Source organism: Streptococcus sp. FSL E2-3494, from assembly GCF_038007085.1.
Taxonomy (GTDB): domain Bacteria; phylum Bacillota; class Bacilli; order Lactobacillales; family Streptococcaceae; genus Streptococcus; species Streptococcus thermophilus.
Map to the genome: position 1 here is coordinate 1,439,590 of NZ_JBBOWN010000001.1, position 18,361 is coordinate 1,457,950.

The window sequence follows — 18,361 nt, forward strand, 5'->3', positions numbered from 1 at the left end:
TAATTATTCCTCAAAAGAAATATCTCTAAGTAACTCAGTTAGATTGCTAAGATCAAAACTAAACCAGTCACTTTCATCTTCAACTTCATGCTTTGATTTATACTTTTCCTATAATTCATTAGGTGTAATGACATTCAGATTTCTTGGATAATCACTGAGGCTCAAATTTGTAAATATTGTTTGTTTATCAAACTCGGAATAACAAAATATAAAGACATTTAATTCAGGATTTTTCAAAGATCTGTTCAACATTTTAGCAATATGTCTATCTTGAAACGAGAATCCAATAACGATAAGAATAGATTGTGGTTTATCTAGCTCAAGTTGAAATACTCTTAGCATGTCATGAAAATGGTTGTTTAGAAATGTTTCTTGGCCTTCTATGCCAGTTGGTTTAACTACTACTGGATTTTCGACTACGCTTTTCCTTATTAAAATATTGTCCTCTTGATTTCTTTCCCAATTCATCGAACCATGTGGTTTAATCAAAGATAATGTAGGAAGTTCATTAAGGTAGTTATCATTTAAGCCTCTATATGCGACAGACTTATTATAATTAGCACTATCTAAAATCCTATTAAAATACCCATTACCTCCATCATTAAAAATGAATGATTCATATTTCATCAATTCATCCAGTGACTTCTCAATGAAGAGATCATAGTTAGTTGTAAATATGTTAATATTTTTTGTTACTTGTCTAGAATTTGCATGATAAAGTAGTTGAAGTATTACTTTAATAAATTCAGAATATCTTTTTAAAACTGCTTTAATATCTTCTTCATTACTAGCCTTACTAGTATCTTCAAGAACTTTCTTAGAAACCTCTTTAACCTTATCAGATAAAAAATTATTAGCTTCCTCATCTGAAATATCATTACTTCTGAAAGAAGACATTAAAGGTATTGCTGGAACTGAAGCCCCTGATCCAATTAAAAAATTAAGCCTCTTAGTCATTGCGAAATAACGCAACTGTTTTATATCAAATTTTTCAACCATATGTATATTCCTCAAGTAAAATCAAATACTACCATCTACCTCCCCACTCTCAATGGTTCAATAACCTCTTCAATGAGTTTGGTGTAGGCTTCTTTGATGTGTTTTTTGTAGCTGAGCGGGTTGAGGGCATCAGCTGTTTCTGCTTTGTAGTCTTTGTAGCGTTGGCTCTTGGCAAGCTGGCTTTCTCCAGATTGCTTCTTGGCACCCTTACGATAGTGTTGGACATAGTAACGAAGTTCATCGAGTCCGACATACCATTCTCTGGCAAAGCGTTTGAGATGGTCGTCGATAATGGCTTCAATCATAGTGTCCAAGACGTCAGTGATAGATTGTCCTTGGTAATCTTTAGGATTGGCTTGGACTTCTTTCCACAGATTTCGGATGATTTCGGCTAGTTTAGGATTGGTACGTTCCAGACTCTGGATATAATTATCAACCGTTTCGATATCCTTGTCACTGAGAGCCTGTGGACTATCCTCTTCCTGCTGAATCATACTTTGAATCAGTGTCAGGATGTAAGCATAGTTAATCTCGTCGACTTGGACGGATTCCAGTTCGTAGTGGATATCAAAGAGATTATCATCACCATCGTCTTCTGCTCGGCTTTTGAGCTCTGCTAGGATATTTTGATAGATTCCTAGATAGGTTTCGAGCTTTTCATCTGATAGGCCAGTTTCTGCATAGATAGCCGCTTCATCGTATTCACTATAGACACGGATAGACGCCAGATACTTGTCAAAAGTTTGATAAGCCTTAGCAATGCGACGGAGTTGTGGGCTAGAGGCCTGCTCTATCGTGATGACATAGTTTTCCACATCTTCCACTTTTACTTGAAAATCTATCCAGGCTTGGATGAAGTTGGCTTTTTCTTCCTCCCAATCTGGGGCAGTGACGTCATTTTCACCTCCGTTTGAGTAGAGCTTAAGGGCATTATCCACAGCCTCTTTAAAGGCCTCTGGTCTTTGGAAGGTGATGATATGGCCATAACGCTTTTTACTATCAAAGATACGGTTGGTACGACTAAAGGCTTGAATCAAATCCTGTGGACGCATGGGCTTACGGTCGATGAAGAGAGTGGATAGACAGGGGGCATCAAAACCGGTCAAAAGACGGTCAACGACGATAACCAAATCCAACTGCTCATTGCGAGGAATGTATTTGTCTAACTTTCTGGCTAAACGATTATTGATATCCGTATTAAAGCCACGCAAATCAGCCATGTTAAAATGGGTACCGAACTCCTGATTGTAGTCGTCCATGACCTGTTTCATGTGGTTTTGGTAGTCGATAGACTCTTCTTCATTTTCCGACACAGAGTAAGTGACCGTCATCTTTGGAAAGTCGGGTAGCACGCGCTTAGCTCGCTCTGACACCTTGATACGTTCCTGTCCTGCCTTGATACTCTTGAGCAGATTGTAATAAGCCTGAGCTTGTGGAATGGACTTAACCGTTAAGATAGCCTCGTAGGTCTTTCCCACACCATTTGGAAAGCCCAACTGTTGATAACTCTTGTTTAGGATAGCATCCAAGACTTCTAGCATGTGTTCTTTATCTTCATAAACAGAGTCAGGAAGATCTTTTTCAGGAATCGGCGAAATAATAGTATTTCGATAGTCTACCTTGAATCCCAGGACTGCCCCGTCATGGATGGCTTCTTTGACCGTATACTCGTGTAGGCGTTCGCCATATTGTTGGTGGGTGGTTTGTGCCAAATCGCCTAATTGCTTTCGTTTATTTTCCTTGAAAATCGGTGTACCAGTAAAGCCATACCAGAGCGAATTGTGGAAAAAGCCTTTGATATCCTTTTGAGTCTGAGGCGTGACCGCACGGTGACATTCATCCACAACGAAAGCCACACGAAGGTCTTTGATTTTTTCCGAATCCTTTTGGTATTTACCCTCTCCAAACTTGCGCATCATGGTTGTGATTTTCTGGATAGTCGTCACAATCACACGCTTGTCATTTCCTGCCAAACGCTTAACCAAATCATGAGTATTGTCCGTTTCGTCGATATCAATGACATCATTGGCGGCGTAAGAAAGAAAGGACGAGGTCGTCTGCTGGTCAAGGTCCCTACGGTCGACGACAAAAACGGTCTTTTGGATAGCTGGAATCTGCAAGAGGTTGCGAGCCACCTTGTAGGAGGTCAGGGTCTTACCAGAACCCGTGGTATGCCAGATATAGCCTGATTCCTGACGGCGAGAGGCATCTTGAACAGACTCGATGGCATGGATTTGATAAGGACGTAAGAGGATGAGGGCTTTCTTACTATCATCAATAACGGAGTACTGCATCACCATCTGATGGGCACGTGGAATAGACAGAACCTCGTGGGCAAAGTCCATGAGACTGGTCATGGGTTTATTATCTTTGTCCACCCAAGATGTTAAGAATTGTTTATTAAGCTTATCCTCTCGTGCAGCTGCAATATAACGTGTATCAACCTTATTAGTCACAACAAACATCTGAAGGGCAGAATAGATACCACGTAACTTTCCTTCACGGTCATACTTTTTGATTTGATGAAAGGCATCCAAAAAGGCGACACGAGGACTCTTGAGCTCGATATGGATAAGAGGAAGGCCATTGATCATCAGGGTTGTATCTAAACGACGGTCCTGATCTTGAGGATAGGCCTTGTCACGTTCAACTTGATTGACCACTTCGTAACTGGATTTTCCAGCAGCGATATTGTCACGCCAGATGACAGAAAGTCGGATAGTCCCAAGGCTAGCATCTTCACGCTGTACCTCGACTTTGGCAATACCATTTTCACCAGCCAACCACTTAGCAGCTTCATAATAGTTAATGAAGTTAAGCTGGTTCTTGATTTGGCGCTTCTCCTGCTCAGTCAAGGGATGGTCAGCAAGGAGGGCAACGTTATTTTGCGCTAACTTCTCAAAAAAGTTATCCCATAATTGACCTTCATTTTTTAAGTCTGGGCGATAGGTCCACTGGCTCTCACCAGAGGTTAATTGCTCGATTAATTGACGTTCTATCTCAAGTTCTGGAGTAACTGCTGGCATGACTTATCCTTTCAACATTGTCGTAATCCCTTACATTATAGCATTTTCACGTTTTCTTTCATAGTTTTTGGAAAGTTCAAACAAAAAAACACAGCTTGGTTCCATGTTTTTATCTTCTATTTACTCTTTTTTTCTGAATGAGTTTTTCCACTCTTTGGTAACTGGCTTCAATTTCTTCCTTGCTAAAGAGTTTTGATTGTGAGTCTTCCCAGCTACTGCCGATGGCTGGATTAGTTTGATTCTTCATAAGTTTCTCTTTTTACTCTCCCCTATGAATGGTAAACCCTGTGGCTTGTTGGTTAGCCATGATGGTCATGTCTGAAATCTGAACGCGTCGTGGTTGCTTGGTAACATAGAGGACTGCCTCCGCAATATCTTGGGCTTGGAGGGCTTCCAAACCTTGATAAACCTTGGCTGCCTTGTCCTTGGCACCGTGAAAGCGAACTTGTAAAAAGTCGGTCTCAACGATACCGGGCTGAATGGTTGTCACCTTGATATCTGTGGCAATGGTATCAATACGCAAGCCGTCACTAAAAGTTTTCACTGCAGCTTTGGTTGCTGAATAAACAGCGGCGCCTGCATAAGCATAGATGCCTGCTGTAGAACCCATATTGATGATATGGCCCTCATTGGCAGCTACCATACTCGGCAAAATCTGACGTGTCACCATCATCAAGCCCTTGACATTGGTTTCGAGCATGGTCAGCAGGTCCCACTATTCGTAGTCTTGGTAAGCTGTTAGGCCTAGTGCCAGGCCTGCATTATTGACTAAGACATGGACTTGCCCCACACTTTTGAGAATGGCTTGGCAAACGTCCTTGACCATCTCCATATTGGTAACATCCAGTGCAAAGGTCCAAACTTTTTGATTGGGATAGGTCGCTTCAAATTCTGCTTTTAGAGCTTCTAAGCGCTCTACACGGCGCCCTGTCAAGATGAGGTTAGCCCCCTCTCTGGCAAAGGCACGCGCCGTTGCTTCGCCAATTCCTGATGTTGCTCCTATAATAAGTACGTTTTTTGGCATGATATCCTCCATTTCAATGATTCCGCTGCCCTAATCGTTGTTGGTCAATTCACTCAACTTCTTGATAAAATCAGGAAGTTCTAGCTTGGGGTGACTATATTTCTTGTTTCCTGACTTCCAAAATATCGAGAGTAACTGGTTGAAACCGTCTTGCAGGACCTTCTTTTGTTGGTCCGAAAGATTGCCAAATTCTTGTAACAACTGACCTATCTTTGGCAAGGCTTGGATGCCAATATCATCGAGGCTTTCAATACCTGAATCAAGGATGGTATCAAAAACCAAATCGCAAACTTGCTTGAGTTCTTGATTGGGCAAGGTCTCAATCCACTATTGGAAGGTTTCTTCCAAACGTTGACTCAACTCTGTTGGCTGGTCCTCATAAACAAAATCATTTATTTCCAAGTCAACCTGCCAAAGTAAGGCATTATGTTGAGAGATCCCTATACCTTCCGCTGCTACTAGCTGAGCAGCCTGTTCCCAGTAGAGCATGACTCTACAACAGAATCTCGAGGTCTGATAACTGTCATCTTGACTTTCAACTCTTGGTAAGCAGGATTTTCTAAGAGTGGTTTCATCAACCTTGGAGAATCTAGGAGCAAAAGCTCTGCTATTTGCTCACGTAGAACAAGTCGAGCTTTGAATAGCCGAATAGAGGGCAAGATTACCACCCTTTGAATGGCCAGAAACAAGTGATATAGCCACTGAGATTAGGCAAGTGATCAGACCGAAAGGCAATAGCTGAGTGATAAGCTGGAATTTCTTGACTATAGGTCAGCTGAAAATCCTCCTTCCATCCAATGACAATATATCTGTCCCATGAAAGACAAGCTGATGGTAGTCTAATTCAGGCAGACTAAAAATCATAGCTGCAAACTGCTTTTCCACTTCCTTGTCCAAGACACTACAGTAGTCACTTAGATTAAGTCCAGCGAAACGTCTCGACCTCACCATGGCTTCAGCCAAATCCACCTGTTCCTTAGTTACCATGAAGCTGTAGTCTGGATTTAAGTCCTTCCCTTTAGCATAGTCATGTAGATTGATGGTTTCCTTCAAATCACTTGCTAAGAGCCATTTTTCATAAGTCAGTTAGCCAATTTCATTAATGCAAACCTTATCCAAGATATTGAGAGGTTCTTGATCAAAGGTAAGCTCCTTCACCTGTTCAAGATAATCGATTAAATTGGGCATGGTAAACTCCTTGAAAGTCTTTCTTACTTTGATTTTACTAGAATTTTCAATAAATTGTTAGTGAAAAATGTGATATGATAAGAGAGATTATTTATTAGGAAAAGGAAGCTTATGACTATTTCACGATTTTACCGTATCTTACTAGCTCTTTGTGGACTGGTAGGAGTCTCTATTCAAATCCATGATGATGGTTGGGGCATGTTGCTCTACTACACCGTTTTGTCCAATATCCTCGTCTTTTCTAGTTTGATTTTCTTTATCATCTATGACTTCAAAAAAGGGGATGCGACGACTAACACAAAACTCTTGCGTTACAAGGGTGGCGTAACCATGGCCATCCTCATCACTGGAGTCATCTATCACATCCTCTTGGCTCCTATTACAGAACCTGAGAAATTCTGGACCCTCCGCAATTTCTTAGTTCACTATATTGTCCCTTGGGGATTGGTGCTTGATACCCTCATTTTCGATGCTAAGAAAGCCTTTCGTCTGCGCGAACCACTTTACTGGTCCCTATTCCCACTGTCTTACTTCTCCTTTGCCCTTCTAAACGGACTGGTTCTAAAACTGTCAATTCCAGGTGCCAAAGATAGTCCTTTCGCCTACTTCTTTATCAATGTCAATAAATTTGGTTGGAATAAGGTCATGATAAACGTCCTGGTCATCAGTGCTGGCTACATTGCTGTTGGCTATCTCTTATTCCTCTTGAAAAAATTTATCGGTCGTAAACCGGCATAAAATACAAACTGAGCTCCAAAAGGAACTCAGTTTTTCTATTTCAATAATCCTAATCTATCAAAAGCTTTATAGAGGACATCAACATCAAAAAAATAAGTTTTGACATGATATTACCTCAAATATTTTGTCCTTATTATAGCCTTATATTGATTTCAGGGCTACTATTATCCTTAGACAAACTGATACTATCCTACGATTGTATTCTTCTCAATCCAATGTATTGCTATTTCGCATGAAAGAAGTTATCATGAAAATATGAACGATTTAAAAACATTACTGAACCATTTGCCCTATAAACTAGCAGCCTATGATGCTACAGGAACCCTTCTCTATGACAATGGTGGGGCTGACGGTAGCTTCTTTCCCCGTGAGTCTGAAAATTTGCCCGATTGGATTCTGTCTGAGATTTTGGCTTCTCCTAACAAAGAAATGAGTTATCAAATTCCCACAGACAGTTTTGATCAAATCCTAATCCAGACCTATCAGGCTGCTCTCGATAAAGAAGGAAATGTCCTTGGATTTTGGGAAACCATTTATGATTTAAAACAACCTCTCAAGACCTATCTGGATAGTTCTGCTCAAGCACTAGTAGCTTGGTCTGATGCCACTAGTGGTGCTAGTTTTAAGGAAAAATCTGATAAATAAGGCTAAAAATCTTTCTTAAATAAATGAAATATTCACTTAATTCACAACTAATCCCCTAATAATACCCTCATTAAATCAGTTTGAGCTAGTATCACTAAACTTTAAAAAAATAAGTCACTGTAATATATCTCACATAATTTATATGCCGAGTGTTTTGCATTTTTACGCTATTTAATGTAGAATGGGAAGGGATGAGAAGAAGAATTAAACCGATCGTTGTTTACGTGGTTCTAGCTCTTTTAGGATTAGCATTAGTTATTGCAAACATTCACAATACGTCTAAACAGCAGGCGCGTCTCGAGAAAGTGAAATCAGCTATTCCTTCTGCTACTACACCAAAAACAACAACCAGTAGTACATCTGACAGTTCCGATGAGGAGCTGATACTCAATCCCATTATCGACCTTTCGGGTTGGCAACTTCCTCAGGATATCGACTACGATGTCTTGTCAAATTATATTTCTGGTGCTATCATCCGCGTCTTCGGTGGTTCACAGATTAGTAAGGATAGTAATGCCGCCAGCTCAAATGGAGTTGACAAATCTTTTAAAACACATATCAAAGAATTCAAAAAACGTGACGTTCCAGTTGCCGTCTATTCCTACGCCCAAGGTACTTCTGTCAAAGAGATGAAGGAAGAAGCTCGTATTTTCTACAATAATGCTTCTCCATACAAACCTACCTATTACTGGATTGACGTTGAAGAGGAAACCATGTCTAACATGGAGGAAGGTGTCCAAGCCTTTCGTGCTGAACTCAAACGTCTAGGAGCTGAGAAGATTGGCCTCTATATTGGTGCCTATTTCATGCTTGAGCAAGAAGTTTCAACCAAAAACTTCGATGCCGTTTGGATTCCAGCCTATGGTACCGACTCGGGCTACTATGAGGCTTTGCCAAATACTGAAATTGGCTATGACCTTCACCAGTATACGTCACAAGGAAGCCTTCCTGGTTTCGACAATACCCTAGATCTTAATCAAATCAACCCTGAGAAAAACAAGCGTAAAACCTTTGAAAAACTCTTTGGAAAGATTAAGAAGAAATCAACTAAAAATAAGAAAACTACTTCGACCAGTTCAACTAGCTCAGCAACTGTAACCAGCTCATCTCGTTCCTCAAAGTCGTATACTAGTGAGTAAAAACCAGTGTTTCAGACACTGGTTTTCTTCTTGCCCAAATTGACTTAGGCGTGTTTGGACAAATGTGTTATAATGGAAAGTAGAAATGTACAACTTTGAAAAGGAGATAAGTAATGGCTAAAAAAAGCAAAGTCAAGAAAACTTTGGTCGACCAAATTCTTGATAAGGCTAAAATAGACCATGATAGCTTATCCTTCAACGGTTTAGAAGGAGAGCTTCCAGAGAATGTGGCGCGTGAGAGCATCTATAAAACCCTGGCCCTTAAAGGGGATAAGACAGGACCAGTCATTGGTATTATCCCTATCACTGAGCATCTATCCGAAAAGAAATTAGCTAAAATTTCAGGCAACAAGAAAGTTCAAATGATTCCACAAAAGGATCTCCAAAAAACAACTGGCTATGTACACGGGGCCAACAATCCTGTGGGAATTCGTCAAAAACACAATTTTCCCATTTATATCGATCAGTCTGCCCAAGAAGCAGGTTTTCTTATTGTCTCAGCTGGAGAGATTGGGCGTTCTATCCGCATCAACAGTCAAGAACTTGCTGATTTCGTTAATGCCGAGTTTGCTGATATTAAGGAGTAATCATGAGACTATATTTTGTACGCCACGGTAAAACTCAATGGAATTTGGAAGGACGCCTCCAAGGTTCCAAGGGAGACTCCCCCCTTCTTAAAGAATCTATTGAGCAAGTCAGTGAGCTTGGCCATTACCTCAGTGATACTCATTTCGACTTGGTCTTATCAAGTGACTTACCACGCGCTAAAAAAACAACTGAACTCATCATGGAGTCTCAAAAAACTAAAGCTAACATTACCTATACCAAGGATCTGCGTGAGTGGCAATTGGGGAAACTAGAGGGACAAAAACTTTCTATCATTCAAGCGATTTATCCCAAAGAAATGGATGCCTTTCGTCATAACCTGGCCAACTTCCGTGCCAACAACTTTCAAGCGGAGTCCGTCTATCACACAACCAAACGTGTAGCTGACTTAGTCCGAACACTGAAAGATAGTAGTATGAAGAACGTCCTCCTCGTCGGACATGGAGCTAATCTAACAGCTTCTATTCGTAGTCTACTTGGCTTTGAACCTGGTCTTCTTCGTAAAACCGGTGGTCTTGACAATGCATCTGTCACAATTCTCGAGACAGATGATTGTGAGCACTTCACTCTCAAATCTTGGAATGACACATCCTATAGGACTCAAGTCAACAAAATTAGCTAAGTCATCATCTTATATCGTGAAATAAGCGGTCCTTAACAGGATCGCTTTTTTTGCATGAAAGAACCCATAAAACTATTACTTTTTTTGGGCTACTTGGCAATTGTTTCCGACTCGGTTCATCTTTGACAATTCTATGAACATGTTCCCAATAGTTATCAGAAAACCCTCTTTGCTTTTCTTCAGCATTAAGATGATCCGCCAAGGCATAATAGGAATCTCAGGCAACACACTTCATCTGCTCCGCATCTCTAACACCCACAAAGAGATCACCACATTTATCGTTGAGCTCTTCTACCTATTTTCTAAAAGCATCACGCTCAGTACTTAGTGCTTCAATATCATATTTTAAGTTATCTGTTCCCACCATTTCACTTCCCCCTTTATCACATTCTAGACAATAAAACGGCCTCGTTAGGCCGTTTTTTTATTTTCCATACTTCATACGAAGAATTTTTTCCTGGTTAGCATCCAAACGAAGGAGAATAACCACCTTATCAATACTCATATTGCTCTCAAGAAGACGTTCAGCTGCCATCATAAGACCATTGTTAATACCCAGTTGAAGAATTGGATTTTCTTTATCGTTAATATCAAAGATAAATTTGTTATTTGGAAGATCGAAAAGGACTTTCACAGCTCCAAAGAGTTGCTCGAAACTATCGATTTCCAAGTCAAAGACTGGTTTCGTACCTGGTTTAAGGCTACGTCCACGGTGGTTAAACCACATAGAATGCCAGCCACTGTTAAAGGCACCCATAACGTCATTGTCGTATGAATCTCCGACGTAGAGAGTCGTCGATGGATTCATATCAAATTGTTCAGCAGCAAGATTGAAGATTTCCTTTTCAGGCTTTTGGAATCCTGTCGCCTGACTGACAATGACACGTTTGGGATCCACGTAATCGTATAATCCTAACTTCTTGACTTTCTTAAGCTGATGCTCTGTTGGTCCATTAGTAATAATTCCCATACGAACATTTTTTTCTTTGAGGAAATCAAGGGTCATGCGCATTTCATCAAGCATAGTAATGTTTTCCAACTCATGCTCATAAACCTCTTGGAAATGGTTCCCCATTTCTTCATCGATTTCATGGTAACCAAACTCCAAAAGTGTCTCTTTACAGCGCCAAAAACGGAAATATTCGGTTGTCCACTCACCGGTCATTACACGTGGAAAACCGATGTCAGAATAGTGGCGGAAACGAATATAAGCCTGATTCATATGGGTCATATCAAAGTCAGGGAAACATTTTTCCATGGCAATACGATAAGGTGCCTGTTGGTCGTAAATAGTATCGTCAACGTCAAAAACAATAGAAGTAATCATTTGTCCGTTCTCTCTTATGTCGTTCTCTTGCCATAGACTTAGCAAACTAGAATGTCCGATAACTAAACTGATGAAGCAGTCAGCCCCTAAGCCTAAGTCTTGCAAAAGTTGCTTTAAGTCAACTGTCTATAAGCAGTCATGCATATCTGTTTTTTGATCAGCATGAAATTGCCCAAACATTTTTATTATACCGTTTTTGCCCTCTTATTTCAATTTTTGACCAAAATTGGGAAAATATTATTCGTGACTTCCAGTATTTCAGATAGAAAAAAGGTTTGAAACATGACATTCCAAACCTTAGGGATCTTTTTATCATCAGATGATTATTTAATTTCTTTAAAAGTCATTTTCTGTTTCACTTCACCCTGACCACCTTTGGCAATCTGGTAATAGAAATCTTTTGATGTGAAATGGTCGCCATAAGCAAAGACCTTATTGTACTGCCATTGTGACAATTGATCATCCTCTTTTTTACCGAGAGTCAAAGTTGTTTTTGTCACATTATATTCCCATTTAGCTGTTTGGTCACTATAAGCTTTGTCAAAATCAGTCTGGCTCTTAGCGGCATTAACCACTGTCGTACGGTCCTGACTCACTAGTTCCTTGTTACCACCCTCTTGGAAGGCTACATACATGACACGATTGTTGACCTCACCATTTAAAAAACTTGAATATTGGTAAACCTTACCAGGTACAACACTATCCAAATGGTGTGCCCCCCATTAATAGAAGACACTGAGACCAGCTCCCGTAACCAAGAGGCAAGCAAGTACAACACTAATAATGATATTTCTCTTTGACATGATTGGCCTCTCTCTATTCGTCACCAGTTAGGTCAGAGGAATTTGCCTCTGAGTCTGTTTCAGTATGACTTGAAGAACTTGATGATGAACTTGAACTAATGCGTGTTTCTGTTTGAGAATCATCACTTGATGAAGCTTTTGATTCAGATGATGTTTTAGTGCTTGATGATGAACTTTCTTTTTCTTTATAGACATCAACGTTGAAGGCCCGCTTATCACCCTTGTAAGTTACCTTAATTTGGGCATATTTTGCCTTGACAAGCTCTGACATTTTACCCCCATTGTTAAGGGTGTCGTAAATCTTTTTAGCGAGTGCTTTGGCATTGGCTTCAGTTCTGGCACCATCTTTAGGACCATTAGCAATATCTTCATATTTAGCAGTTTCACCTTGACGGTAAAGCGCTGTTCTTTCATTGTCCTTCTTAGCGTCAGCATTCAGACTATTCTTATCATCTACATGTGAGAAGAATTTCCATTCAGGTCTACCTGAGCGTTTTTGTTGATAAATATTTGAAACTTCTTCCTGAACCTTGTCTTGGAAAGCATCCTCAGTCAATTCATTTTCTATAGAAGTATCTGTACTTGCTTTACTTTCACTGCTGCTTGCTGTTGAACTTGATGCAGAAGATGAAGAAGAACTTGTTGAACTTGATGAAGCGTCTTTAGATTCTGATGATGAAGAAGATTACTCCTTACTTTCTTTAGAATCTTTATCCTTATCGTTATTATTGTTGTTATTGGAGAATGAAATGCTGTGATCAGAATTATCTGGAGCCGTAAATCATTGTATTCTTAGAGTGGTCATCAGATACAAAAGTAGTATTATTGATAATCACTCGGTTATTATCGCCATAATAGTTGTTGATAACAATCTTAGAATGTACACAACGGTGACCATTATCAGTAACATGATAACCTGCTGGTACATCACCATCACGTTTTAAAATAAGGACATCATCAGCAAAGATAAGATCAATATTCTGAATATTGTTATCGTAGGCTAATTTTTCAATAGAGATTCCCTTCGCTTAAGAGATTCCCCACAAGGTATCTCCCCATTGAATCACATATTGTTGACCATCTAACTGTTGTGGATTGATGTTCTGAGTTGTCAAATTATTTGTAATTTATTGTGGTGTGCTGGTAATCTAGTTTGTAATATCTGTAGCGTGAGCACTTGTTTGATTTTGATAAAAGCTATCTGCTAACACAGATATCGTAGGTAGCCCAATAGGCGCTAGTAAAGCGCCAAGCATCTCGGCTTTACCAACATAATTTTTCTTTTTCATTGTGTATTCTCCTTAATTTCATACTAATCTTAACTAGCCCCTTTATTTATCTGACATTTAGTCATTTGTCCTATCTTTAGAGGATGAATTATGATACAATATTAACGACTATTTTATGGAGGACTAACATGCCAAATCAACACATGGAAGAATTAAACGATCAACAGATTGTCCGTCGTGAAAAAATGGCGGCCTTGGCTGAACAAGGAATCGATCCTTTTGGTAAGCGATTCGAACGCACAGCTACATCTGGTCAATTAAAAGAAAAATACGCTGATAAAACAAAAGAAGAATTGCACGAAATCAATAAAACTGCTACTATCGCAGGCCGTTTGATGACTAAGCGTGGTAAAGGTAAAGTTGGCTTTGCTCACATCCAAGATCGCGATGGTCAAATCCAAATCTACGTGCGTAAAGATGCTGTCGGTGAAGAAAACTACGAAATCTTCAAGAAAGCTGACCTTGGTGACTTCCTCGGTGTCGAAGGTGAAGTTATGCGTACAGATATGGGAGAACTTTCTATCAAGGCTACTCATATCACGCACTTGTCTAAAGCCCTTCGTCCATTGCCTGAGAAATTCCACGGACTTTCAGACGTTGAAACAATCTACCGTAAACGTTACCTTGATTTGATTTCTAATCGTGAAAGCTTTGACCGCTTTGTCACACGTTCAAAAATCATCTCTGAAATCCGTCGCTATCTCGATGCTCAAGGTTTCCTTGAAGTAGAAACTCCTGTTCTTCACAACGAAGCTGGTGGTGCTGCTGCTAAACCTTTCATCACTCACCACAACGCTCAGAATATTGATATGGTACTTCGTATCGCAACTGAGCTTCACCTCAAACGCCTCATCGTTGGTGGTATGGAACGTGTCTACGAAATCGGACGTGTCTTCCGTAACGAAGGCATGGATGCCACTCACAACCCTGAGTTCACATCTATCGAAGTTTACCAAGCTTACGCTGACTTCCACGATATCATGAACTTGACTGAAGGTATCATCCAACACGCTGCTAAAGCGGTTAAAGGTGATGGACCTATCAACTACCAAGGAACTGAAATCAAGATCAACGAACCATTCAAACGCATCCACATGGTTGATGCAATCAAGGAAATCACTGGTGTTGACTTCTGGCAAGATATGACTTTGGAAGAAGCTAAAGTTATCGCTGCTGAAAAGAATGTTCCAGTTGAAAAACACTACACTGAAGTTGGTCACATCATCAATGCCTTCTTCGAAGAATTTGTTGAAGAAACATTGATTCAACCAACATTCGTTTACGGTCACCCAGTTGCTGTGTCTCCATTAGCTAAGAAAAACCCAGAAGACCCACGTTTCACTGACCGTTTCGAACTCTTCATCATGACAAAAGAGTACGGAAACGCCTTCACCGAATTGAACGACCCAATCGATCAACTGTCACGTTTCGAATCACAAGCTGCTGCTAAAGAACTTGGTGATGACGAAGCAACAGGTATCGACTACGACTACGTCGAAGCTCTCGAATACGGTATGCCACCAACAGGTGGACTCGGAATCGGTATCGACCGTCTCTGCATGCTTCTTACTGATACAACAACCATCCGTGATGTCTTGTTGTTCCCAACGATGAAATAATAGGCTCTTTGTCAACTGTAGTGGGTGACGAAAAGATAACATCTAGAGAGGACCGGATAGGTCCTTTTTTTATGTATGTTTAGTGTGATGAAGACACGCTTCTTAAAGTTGATAAAGTTTCTAAAACCGAAGCCCAAACGTTTGATGTCTTTGATCAACTTATTAGTCGCTTCAAGTTTCGCGTTTGAATAGTCAGTTTCTAGTGCGTTTTTGATGTATTGCTTGTGTCTAAGAAAAGTCCTAAAGACAGTTTGAAAATAATGATTGACCTTGCTCCTATTTTCCTCTATCAGTTCAAAGAACTCATCTACTCTCTTCTCCTGAAAGTGAAAAAGCAAAAGCTGATAAAGTGTATAGTAGTCAGTAAGCTCTTTTGAAAAAACTAGTGTCTTCGCAACAACTTCATGTGGTGCTAAAGTTTGGCGGAAAGTCTTTGAATAAAAAGAGTTGAGAGATAGTTTACGGCTGTCCTTTTGGAAGAGTCGCCAGTGATTTTTCAGGGCTCGATAGGGTAGTGACTTCTTATCGAACTGGTTCATAATTGCAATTCTTGTCTTTAAAAAGGCACGTCCAAGGTGCTGGATGATGTGGAAACGATCAAGAACGATTTTTGCGTTTGGAAAGAGCTTGCGAGCCAGTGGAATATAAGCTCCAGACATATCCATCGTGATAAACTGTACCTGTTGTCGGACTTTCAATGGATACTTCAAAAAGTAGTTTCGTATAGTAGTTTGGCGGCGATTATCAAGGATGGTTATGAGTTTTTTGATACTGTCAATAATTTTGTGTAAACACTCAAGTAGAGTTATGGAGTGTTAATCAAATAAGCTTTCAAGTGTGTCAGCACATTGGCCAAACCCTTTATGGATGCGTTGATTTTGCTTGAAATTATAATCTTCAAACAGGGTAACTAAATAACGTTCCAGAGCCTCCTCGTTAGGAAAAAGGACCTTCTTTTTCGTTTGACGTTTGATTTCTTTGTTAAGAGACTCAATGAGGTTTGTCGAATAAATGCTATGCTAAATCTGGTAGGGAAACTGATAAAAAGTTAAAAGATTATCCGTATTCTCCAGACTTTCCATGACTTTCCTATACTTTGGTTTCCATTCGGCGATAAAGTTCTCTAAAGCTTGCACTGCCATTTCTAAATTTTCAGCACGATAAATCGTTTTAAATTGCTCCAGAATAACCGCTCTATCTGCTCGTTTCACTTTACTAGCTAGATTTCGACTAATATGAATTAAGCAACGTTGTTGTTTAGCTAATGGGTAAGCCTGATTGATAATCTCTTCAAGCCCCTTGAAGCCATCGGTCACTACAAGAGAAACCTGTTGGATTCCTTGGTTTTGAAGCTTGTCTAACAGGGTGGACCAAGAAGCATTGTTTTCATTTGGAGCGATTTCATATCCAAGAACAGCCTTCTGTCCTTCTGGTGTAATGCCAAGTGCGATATGAATACATTCTTTACTAACGGTTCCACGTCTTAAGGGAAGATAGGTTCCGTCAAGAAATAAAACAGAGTAATTGGCTTCTAAGCTTCGCTCATGAAAAGTAGCGACATTCTCCTGAGTTGCTTTTGAGATATTAGAAATTGTGGCAGGACTATAGTGATGACCATACATTCGCTCGATGATATCACTAATTTCTCGAGTCGTTACACCGGTTTGATAGAGTTTGATAACCATCTCTTCCAAGTGGTCATCTCGACGTCCATAAGCGGGAAGCAAAGCTGGACTAAAGTTCCCATTACGATCTCTAGGAATACTCAACTGAACAGTCCCATATTTGGTTTCGAATTTCCGTGCATAGCTTCCGTTACGACTATTCCCAGAATTATAGCCTAATTTATCGTAAGGTTCATACCCTAAAAAGGCTGATAACTCTGCTTGAAGCAGATCATTCATAGCTGTTTCAAGAGAAGTACGGAAAAATTCATCAATATCTTGCTTTTGGGCTAGGAAGTTTAGTAGTTCTGTGGTAAACTGAGTCATAGGAATAAATCTCTTTCTAGTAATGTTTTGCAACTCTACTATAACGGATTTATTCCTTTTTGTGTTTACACAACTTATTTTACACTACCTGACTTTCTGGTGAAAATTGCCAATATGATAAATTTTGTTCCATTTAATTCTCCTCGATATTGCTATTAATATTATACCATACTAACAGTTCAGAATTCATTTTACTCTTTTAAACTTATCTTGCACAATTAAATAGAAATTTATAAAAGAAAGATTTCTTCAAAGTTTGTACAATTTTTATAATTTTCTAAAAATTCTATCTTTTTGGTTGCGATTCACTCTTTTTTGTGTATAATTATAACATATAGGAGGAAATTTATGAAAAACATTAAAGATAGTATTACCACTGCCCCTAGAACAGGTGTACTTGCAGATTTTTTTGAGAAAACCGCATTAGGCGAGTTGGGAGAACCAAACAATACTTATTTAGGTGATATCAATTTATTTAAAAATGACGAAAAAATGTCATCTTTTTATTTAAATCATAGAAAATTGCAAGGACAATTCGACAAGCATTTCTACTCAAGTATTCCCTTTATATTGGAGGAAGAATGTCGCGTTGGATCAGCATTAAAAGATTACTTAGAAAAAAGAGATGGTACACAGTATTTATATGTTCTCGGAGCCGCTGAAGGAACAATGGCTAGAACAATTGGAAATTTGAGCAATGGCAAGATAAAAACTTTATCTTGTAGCCCAACAAAAGCTAATCAGGATAATTTTTTTAGATATGGCAAGCCACTACATTCAAAATTTATTCTATCCCCTTACAATAAAATAACCAACTCAAATATCAGAGAATTATTTCCTAATTTCAATGGTTTTGACGTCATAATAGAAGATACAACATTTCAGATGTACAGCCCAGATAGAGCTAAACAAATAAAATTTACAAAAGAAAAGCTTAAAAAAGATGGTATAATTGGTTTTATTGAGAAATTTTCCAATAAAGATATTACGGAATTTCTAAAAAGAGAACATATCAAAGACTCACTTTTTAAAAATAGATTTTTCTCACAAAAAGCCATTCAATTGAAAAAAGACAATGTATTAACAAATATGAATAATGGTCTTGTTACAATTGACACATTTAAAAACATTTTAGCTGACTTCTTTAACTATGCTGTCATAAATTGGAATTCTGGAAATTTCTATACAATCTACGCATCTAATAGCAAAAATAATCTTTTAAGCTTTTTATCTAATATGACACCAGCATTAACTCCTAATCAGTTTGTACATACCGATCTTCCAGTCGCATTACTGAACTTAAATAAAAACGAAATAAAATACAGAGTCATAAAGGAAAAATAAT

The 18,361-nt window shown here is 39.2% G+C and carries 13 protein-coding genes and 7 pseudogenes; 7 read left to right on the top strand and 13 right to left on the bottom strand.

Annotated features, from left to right (window positions below):
* Positions 1 to 3 precede the first annotated feature (3 nt).
* The 8 genes and pseudogenes from NST05_RS07415 to NST05_RS07455 form a co-directional block, all read right to left on the bottom strand.
* Positions 4 to 999 (bottom strand): annotated as a pseudogene (locus NST05_RS07415) (SIR2 family protein).
* Positions 1,000 to 1,034: 35 nt separating this feature from the next.
* Complete coding sequence (locus NST05_RS07420; protein ID WP_340742965.1) at positions 1,035 to 4,025, bottom strand: type I restriction endonuclease subunit R; 2,991 nt, start codon at positions 4,023 to 4,025, stop codon at positions 1,035 to 1,037.
* A gap of 109 nt (positions 4,026 to 4,134) precedes the next feature.
* On the bottom strand, positions 4,135 to 4,272 hold the full coding sequence (locus tag NST05_RS07425) for a hypothetical protein (protein WP_162877220.1): 138 nt from the start codon (positions 4,270 to 4,272) through the stop codon (positions 4,135 to 4,137).
* 12 nt (positions 4,273 to 4,284) lie between these two features.
* Positions 4,285 to 5,049: pseudogene (locus NST05_RS07430) on the bottom strand (SDR family NAD(P)-dependent oxidoreductase).
* A gap of 30 nt (positions 5,050 to 5,079) precedes the next feature.
* The gene (locus NST05_RS07435) at positions 5,080 to 5,364 is read right to left on the bottom strand and encodes a hypothetical protein (protein WP_111679534.1); all 285 of its coding nucleotides are present in this window, start codon (positions 5,362 to 5,364) and stop codon (positions 5,080 to 5,082) included.
* Between the two features lie 12 nt (positions 5,365 to 5,376).
* Positions 5,377 to 5,541 (bottom strand): annotated as a pseudogene (locus NST05_RS07440) (Mbeg1-like protein); the annotation flags it as partial.
* A 169-nt stretch (positions 5,542 to 5,710) separates the two neighbouring features.
* Entirely contained in the window at positions 5,711 to 5,893 is a 183-nt protein-coding gene (locus NST05_RS07450) for an Mbeg1-like protein (RefSeq protein ID WP_133264043.1), read from the bottom strand.
* Positions 5,821 to 6,102 (bottom strand): Mbeg1-like protein, encoded by a 282-nt coding sequence (locus tag NST05_RS07455; protein ID WP_084828697.1) that lies wholly within the window; start codon positions 6,100 to 6,102, stop codon positions 5,821 to 5,823. Before NST05_RS07455 ends, NST05_RS07450 begins: the two co-directional genes overlap by 73 nt.
* A gap of 246 nt (positions 6,103 to 6,348) precedes the next feature.
* Here NST05_RS07455 and NST05_RS07460 point away from each other — a divergent pair, with 246 nt between their 5' ends.
* The 5 genes from NST05_RS07460 to NST05_RS07480 all read left to right on the top strand — a co-directional run bounded on the left by NST05_RS07460 (position 6,349) and on the right by NST05_RS07480 (position 9,987).
* Positions 6,349 to 6,975 (top strand): Pr6Pr family membrane protein, encoded by a 627-nt coding sequence (locus tag NST05_RS07460; RefSeq protein WP_100285055.1) that lies wholly within the window; start codon positions 6,349 to 6,351, stop codon positions 6,973 to 6,975.
* A gap of 255 nt (positions 6,976 to 7,230) precedes the next feature.
* On the top strand, positions 7,231 to 7,620 hold the full coding sequence (locus tag NST05_RS07465) for a hypothetical protein (protein ID WP_002948103.1): 390 nt from the start codon (positions 7,231 to 7,233) through the stop codon (positions 7,618 to 7,620).
* Positions 7,621 to 7,811: 191 nt separating this feature from the next.
* On the top strand, positions 7,812 to 8,759 hold the full coding sequence (locus NST05_RS07470; RefSeq protein WP_340742966.1) for a glycoside hydrolase family 25 protein: 948 nt from the start codon (positions 7,812 to 7,814) through the stop codon (positions 8,757 to 8,759).
* A 113-nt stretch (positions 8,760 to 8,872) separates the two neighbouring features.
* Positions 8,873 to 9,346 (top strand): aminoacyl-tRNA deacylase, encoded by a 474-nt coding sequence (locus NST05_RS07475; protein WP_100273416.1) that lies wholly within the window; start codon positions 8,873 to 8,875, stop codon positions 9,344 to 9,346.
* Between the two features lie 2 nt (positions 9,347 to 9,348).
* The gene (locus NST05_RS07480) at positions 9,349 to 9,987 is read left to right on the top strand and encodes a histidine phosphatase family protein (RefSeq protein WP_100273417.1); all 639 of its coding nucleotides are present in this window, start codon (positions 9,349 to 9,351) and stop codon (positions 9,985 to 9,987) included.
* Positions 9,988 to 10,411: 424 nt separating this feature from the next.
* On the opposite strand, the gene NST05_RS07485 is transcribed toward NST05_RS07480, so the two are convergent.
* From NST05_RS07485 to NST05_RS07495, 3 genes and pseudogenes are all read right to left on the bottom strand, one after another.
* Positions 10,412 to 11,314 (bottom strand): HAD family hydrolase, encoded by a 903-nt coding sequence (locus NST05_RS07485; protein WP_340742967.1) that lies wholly within the window; start codon positions 11,312 to 11,314, stop codon positions 10,412 to 10,414.
* 323 nt (positions 11,315 to 11,637) lie between these two features.
* A pseudogene (locus NST05_RS07490) lies at positions 11,638 to 12,117 on the bottom strand (hypothetical protein).
* A gap of 13 nt (positions 12,118 to 12,130) precedes the next feature.
* Positions 12,131 to 13,406, bottom strand: a pseudogene (locus tag NST05_RS07495) (LysM peptidoglycan-binding domain-containing protein).
* Between the two features lie 128 nt (positions 13,407 to 13,534).
* Here NST05_RS07495 and lysS point away from each other — a divergent pair.
* A complete protein-coding gene (lysS, locus tag NST05_RS07500; protein WP_084828692.1) occupies positions 13,535 to 15,025 on the top strand; it encodes a lysine--tRNA ligase in 1,491 nt (496 codons plus the stop codon).
* Positions 15,026 to 15,067: 42 nt separating this feature from the next.
* Here lysS and NST05_RS07505 read toward each other — a convergent pair.
* Together NST05_RS07505 and NST05_RS07510 are read right to left on the bottom strand one after the other, a co-directional pair.
* A pseudogene (locus NST05_RS07505) lies at positions 15,068 to 15,789 on the bottom strand (ISL3 family transposase); the annotation flags it as partial.
* Positions 15,790 to 15,840: 51 nt separating this feature from the next.
* Positions 15,841 to 17,016: pseudogene (locus tag NST05_RS07510) on the bottom strand (IS256-like element IS1191 family transposase).
* A gap of 348 nt (positions 17,017 to 17,364) precedes the next feature.
* Here NST05_RS07510 and NST05_RS07515 point away from each other — a divergent pair.
* Positions 17,365 to 18,360 (top strand): hypothetical protein, encoded by a 996-nt coding sequence (locus NST05_RS07515; protein ID WP_198507016.1) that lies wholly within the window; start codon positions 17,365 to 17,367, stop codon positions 18,358 to 18,360.
* Position 18,361 lies beyond the last annotated feature (1 nt).

Bases quoted from the DNA above. Each gene is read 5' to 3' on its own strand.
- NST05_RS07475 (WP_100273416.1), top strand. From the start codon at position 8,873: ATGGCTAAAAAAAGCAAAGTCAAGAAAACTTTGGTCGACCAAATTCTT.
- NST05_RS07470 (WP_340742966.1), top strand. From the start codon at position 7,812: ATGAGAAGAAGAATTAAACCGATCGTTGTTTACGTGGTTCTAGCTCTT.
- NST05_RS07425 (WP_162877220.1), bottom strand. From the start codon at position 4,272: ATGAAGAATCAAACTAATCCAGCCATCGGCAGTAGCTGGGAAGACTCA.
- NST05_RS07485 (WP_340742967.1), bottom strand. From the start codon at position 11,314: ATGATTACTTCTATTGTTTTTGACGTTGACGATACTATTTACGACCAA.
- NST05_RS07515 (WP_198507016.1), top strand. From the start codon at position 17,365: ATGAAAAACATTAAAGATAGTATTACCACTGCCCCTAGAACAGGTGTA.
- NST05_RS07465 (WP_002948103.1), top strand. From the start codon at position 7,231: ATGAACGATTTAAAAACATTACTGAACCATTTGCCCTATAAACTAGCA.
- NST05_RS07480 (WP_100273417.1), top strand. From the start codon at position 9,349: ATGAGACTATATTTTGTACGCCACGGTAAAACTCAATGGAATTTGGAA.
- lysS (WP_084828692.1), top strand. From the start codon at position 13,535: ATGCCAAATCAACACATGGAAGAATTAAACGATCAACAGATTGTCCGT.
- NST05_RS07420 (WP_340742965.1), bottom strand. From the start codon at position 4,025: ATGCCAGCAGTTACTCCAGAACTTGAGATAGAACGTCAATTAATCGAG.
- NST05_RS07460 (WP_100285055.1), top strand. From the start codon at position 6,349: ATGACTATTTCACGATTTTACCGTATCTTACTAGCTCTTTGTGGACTG.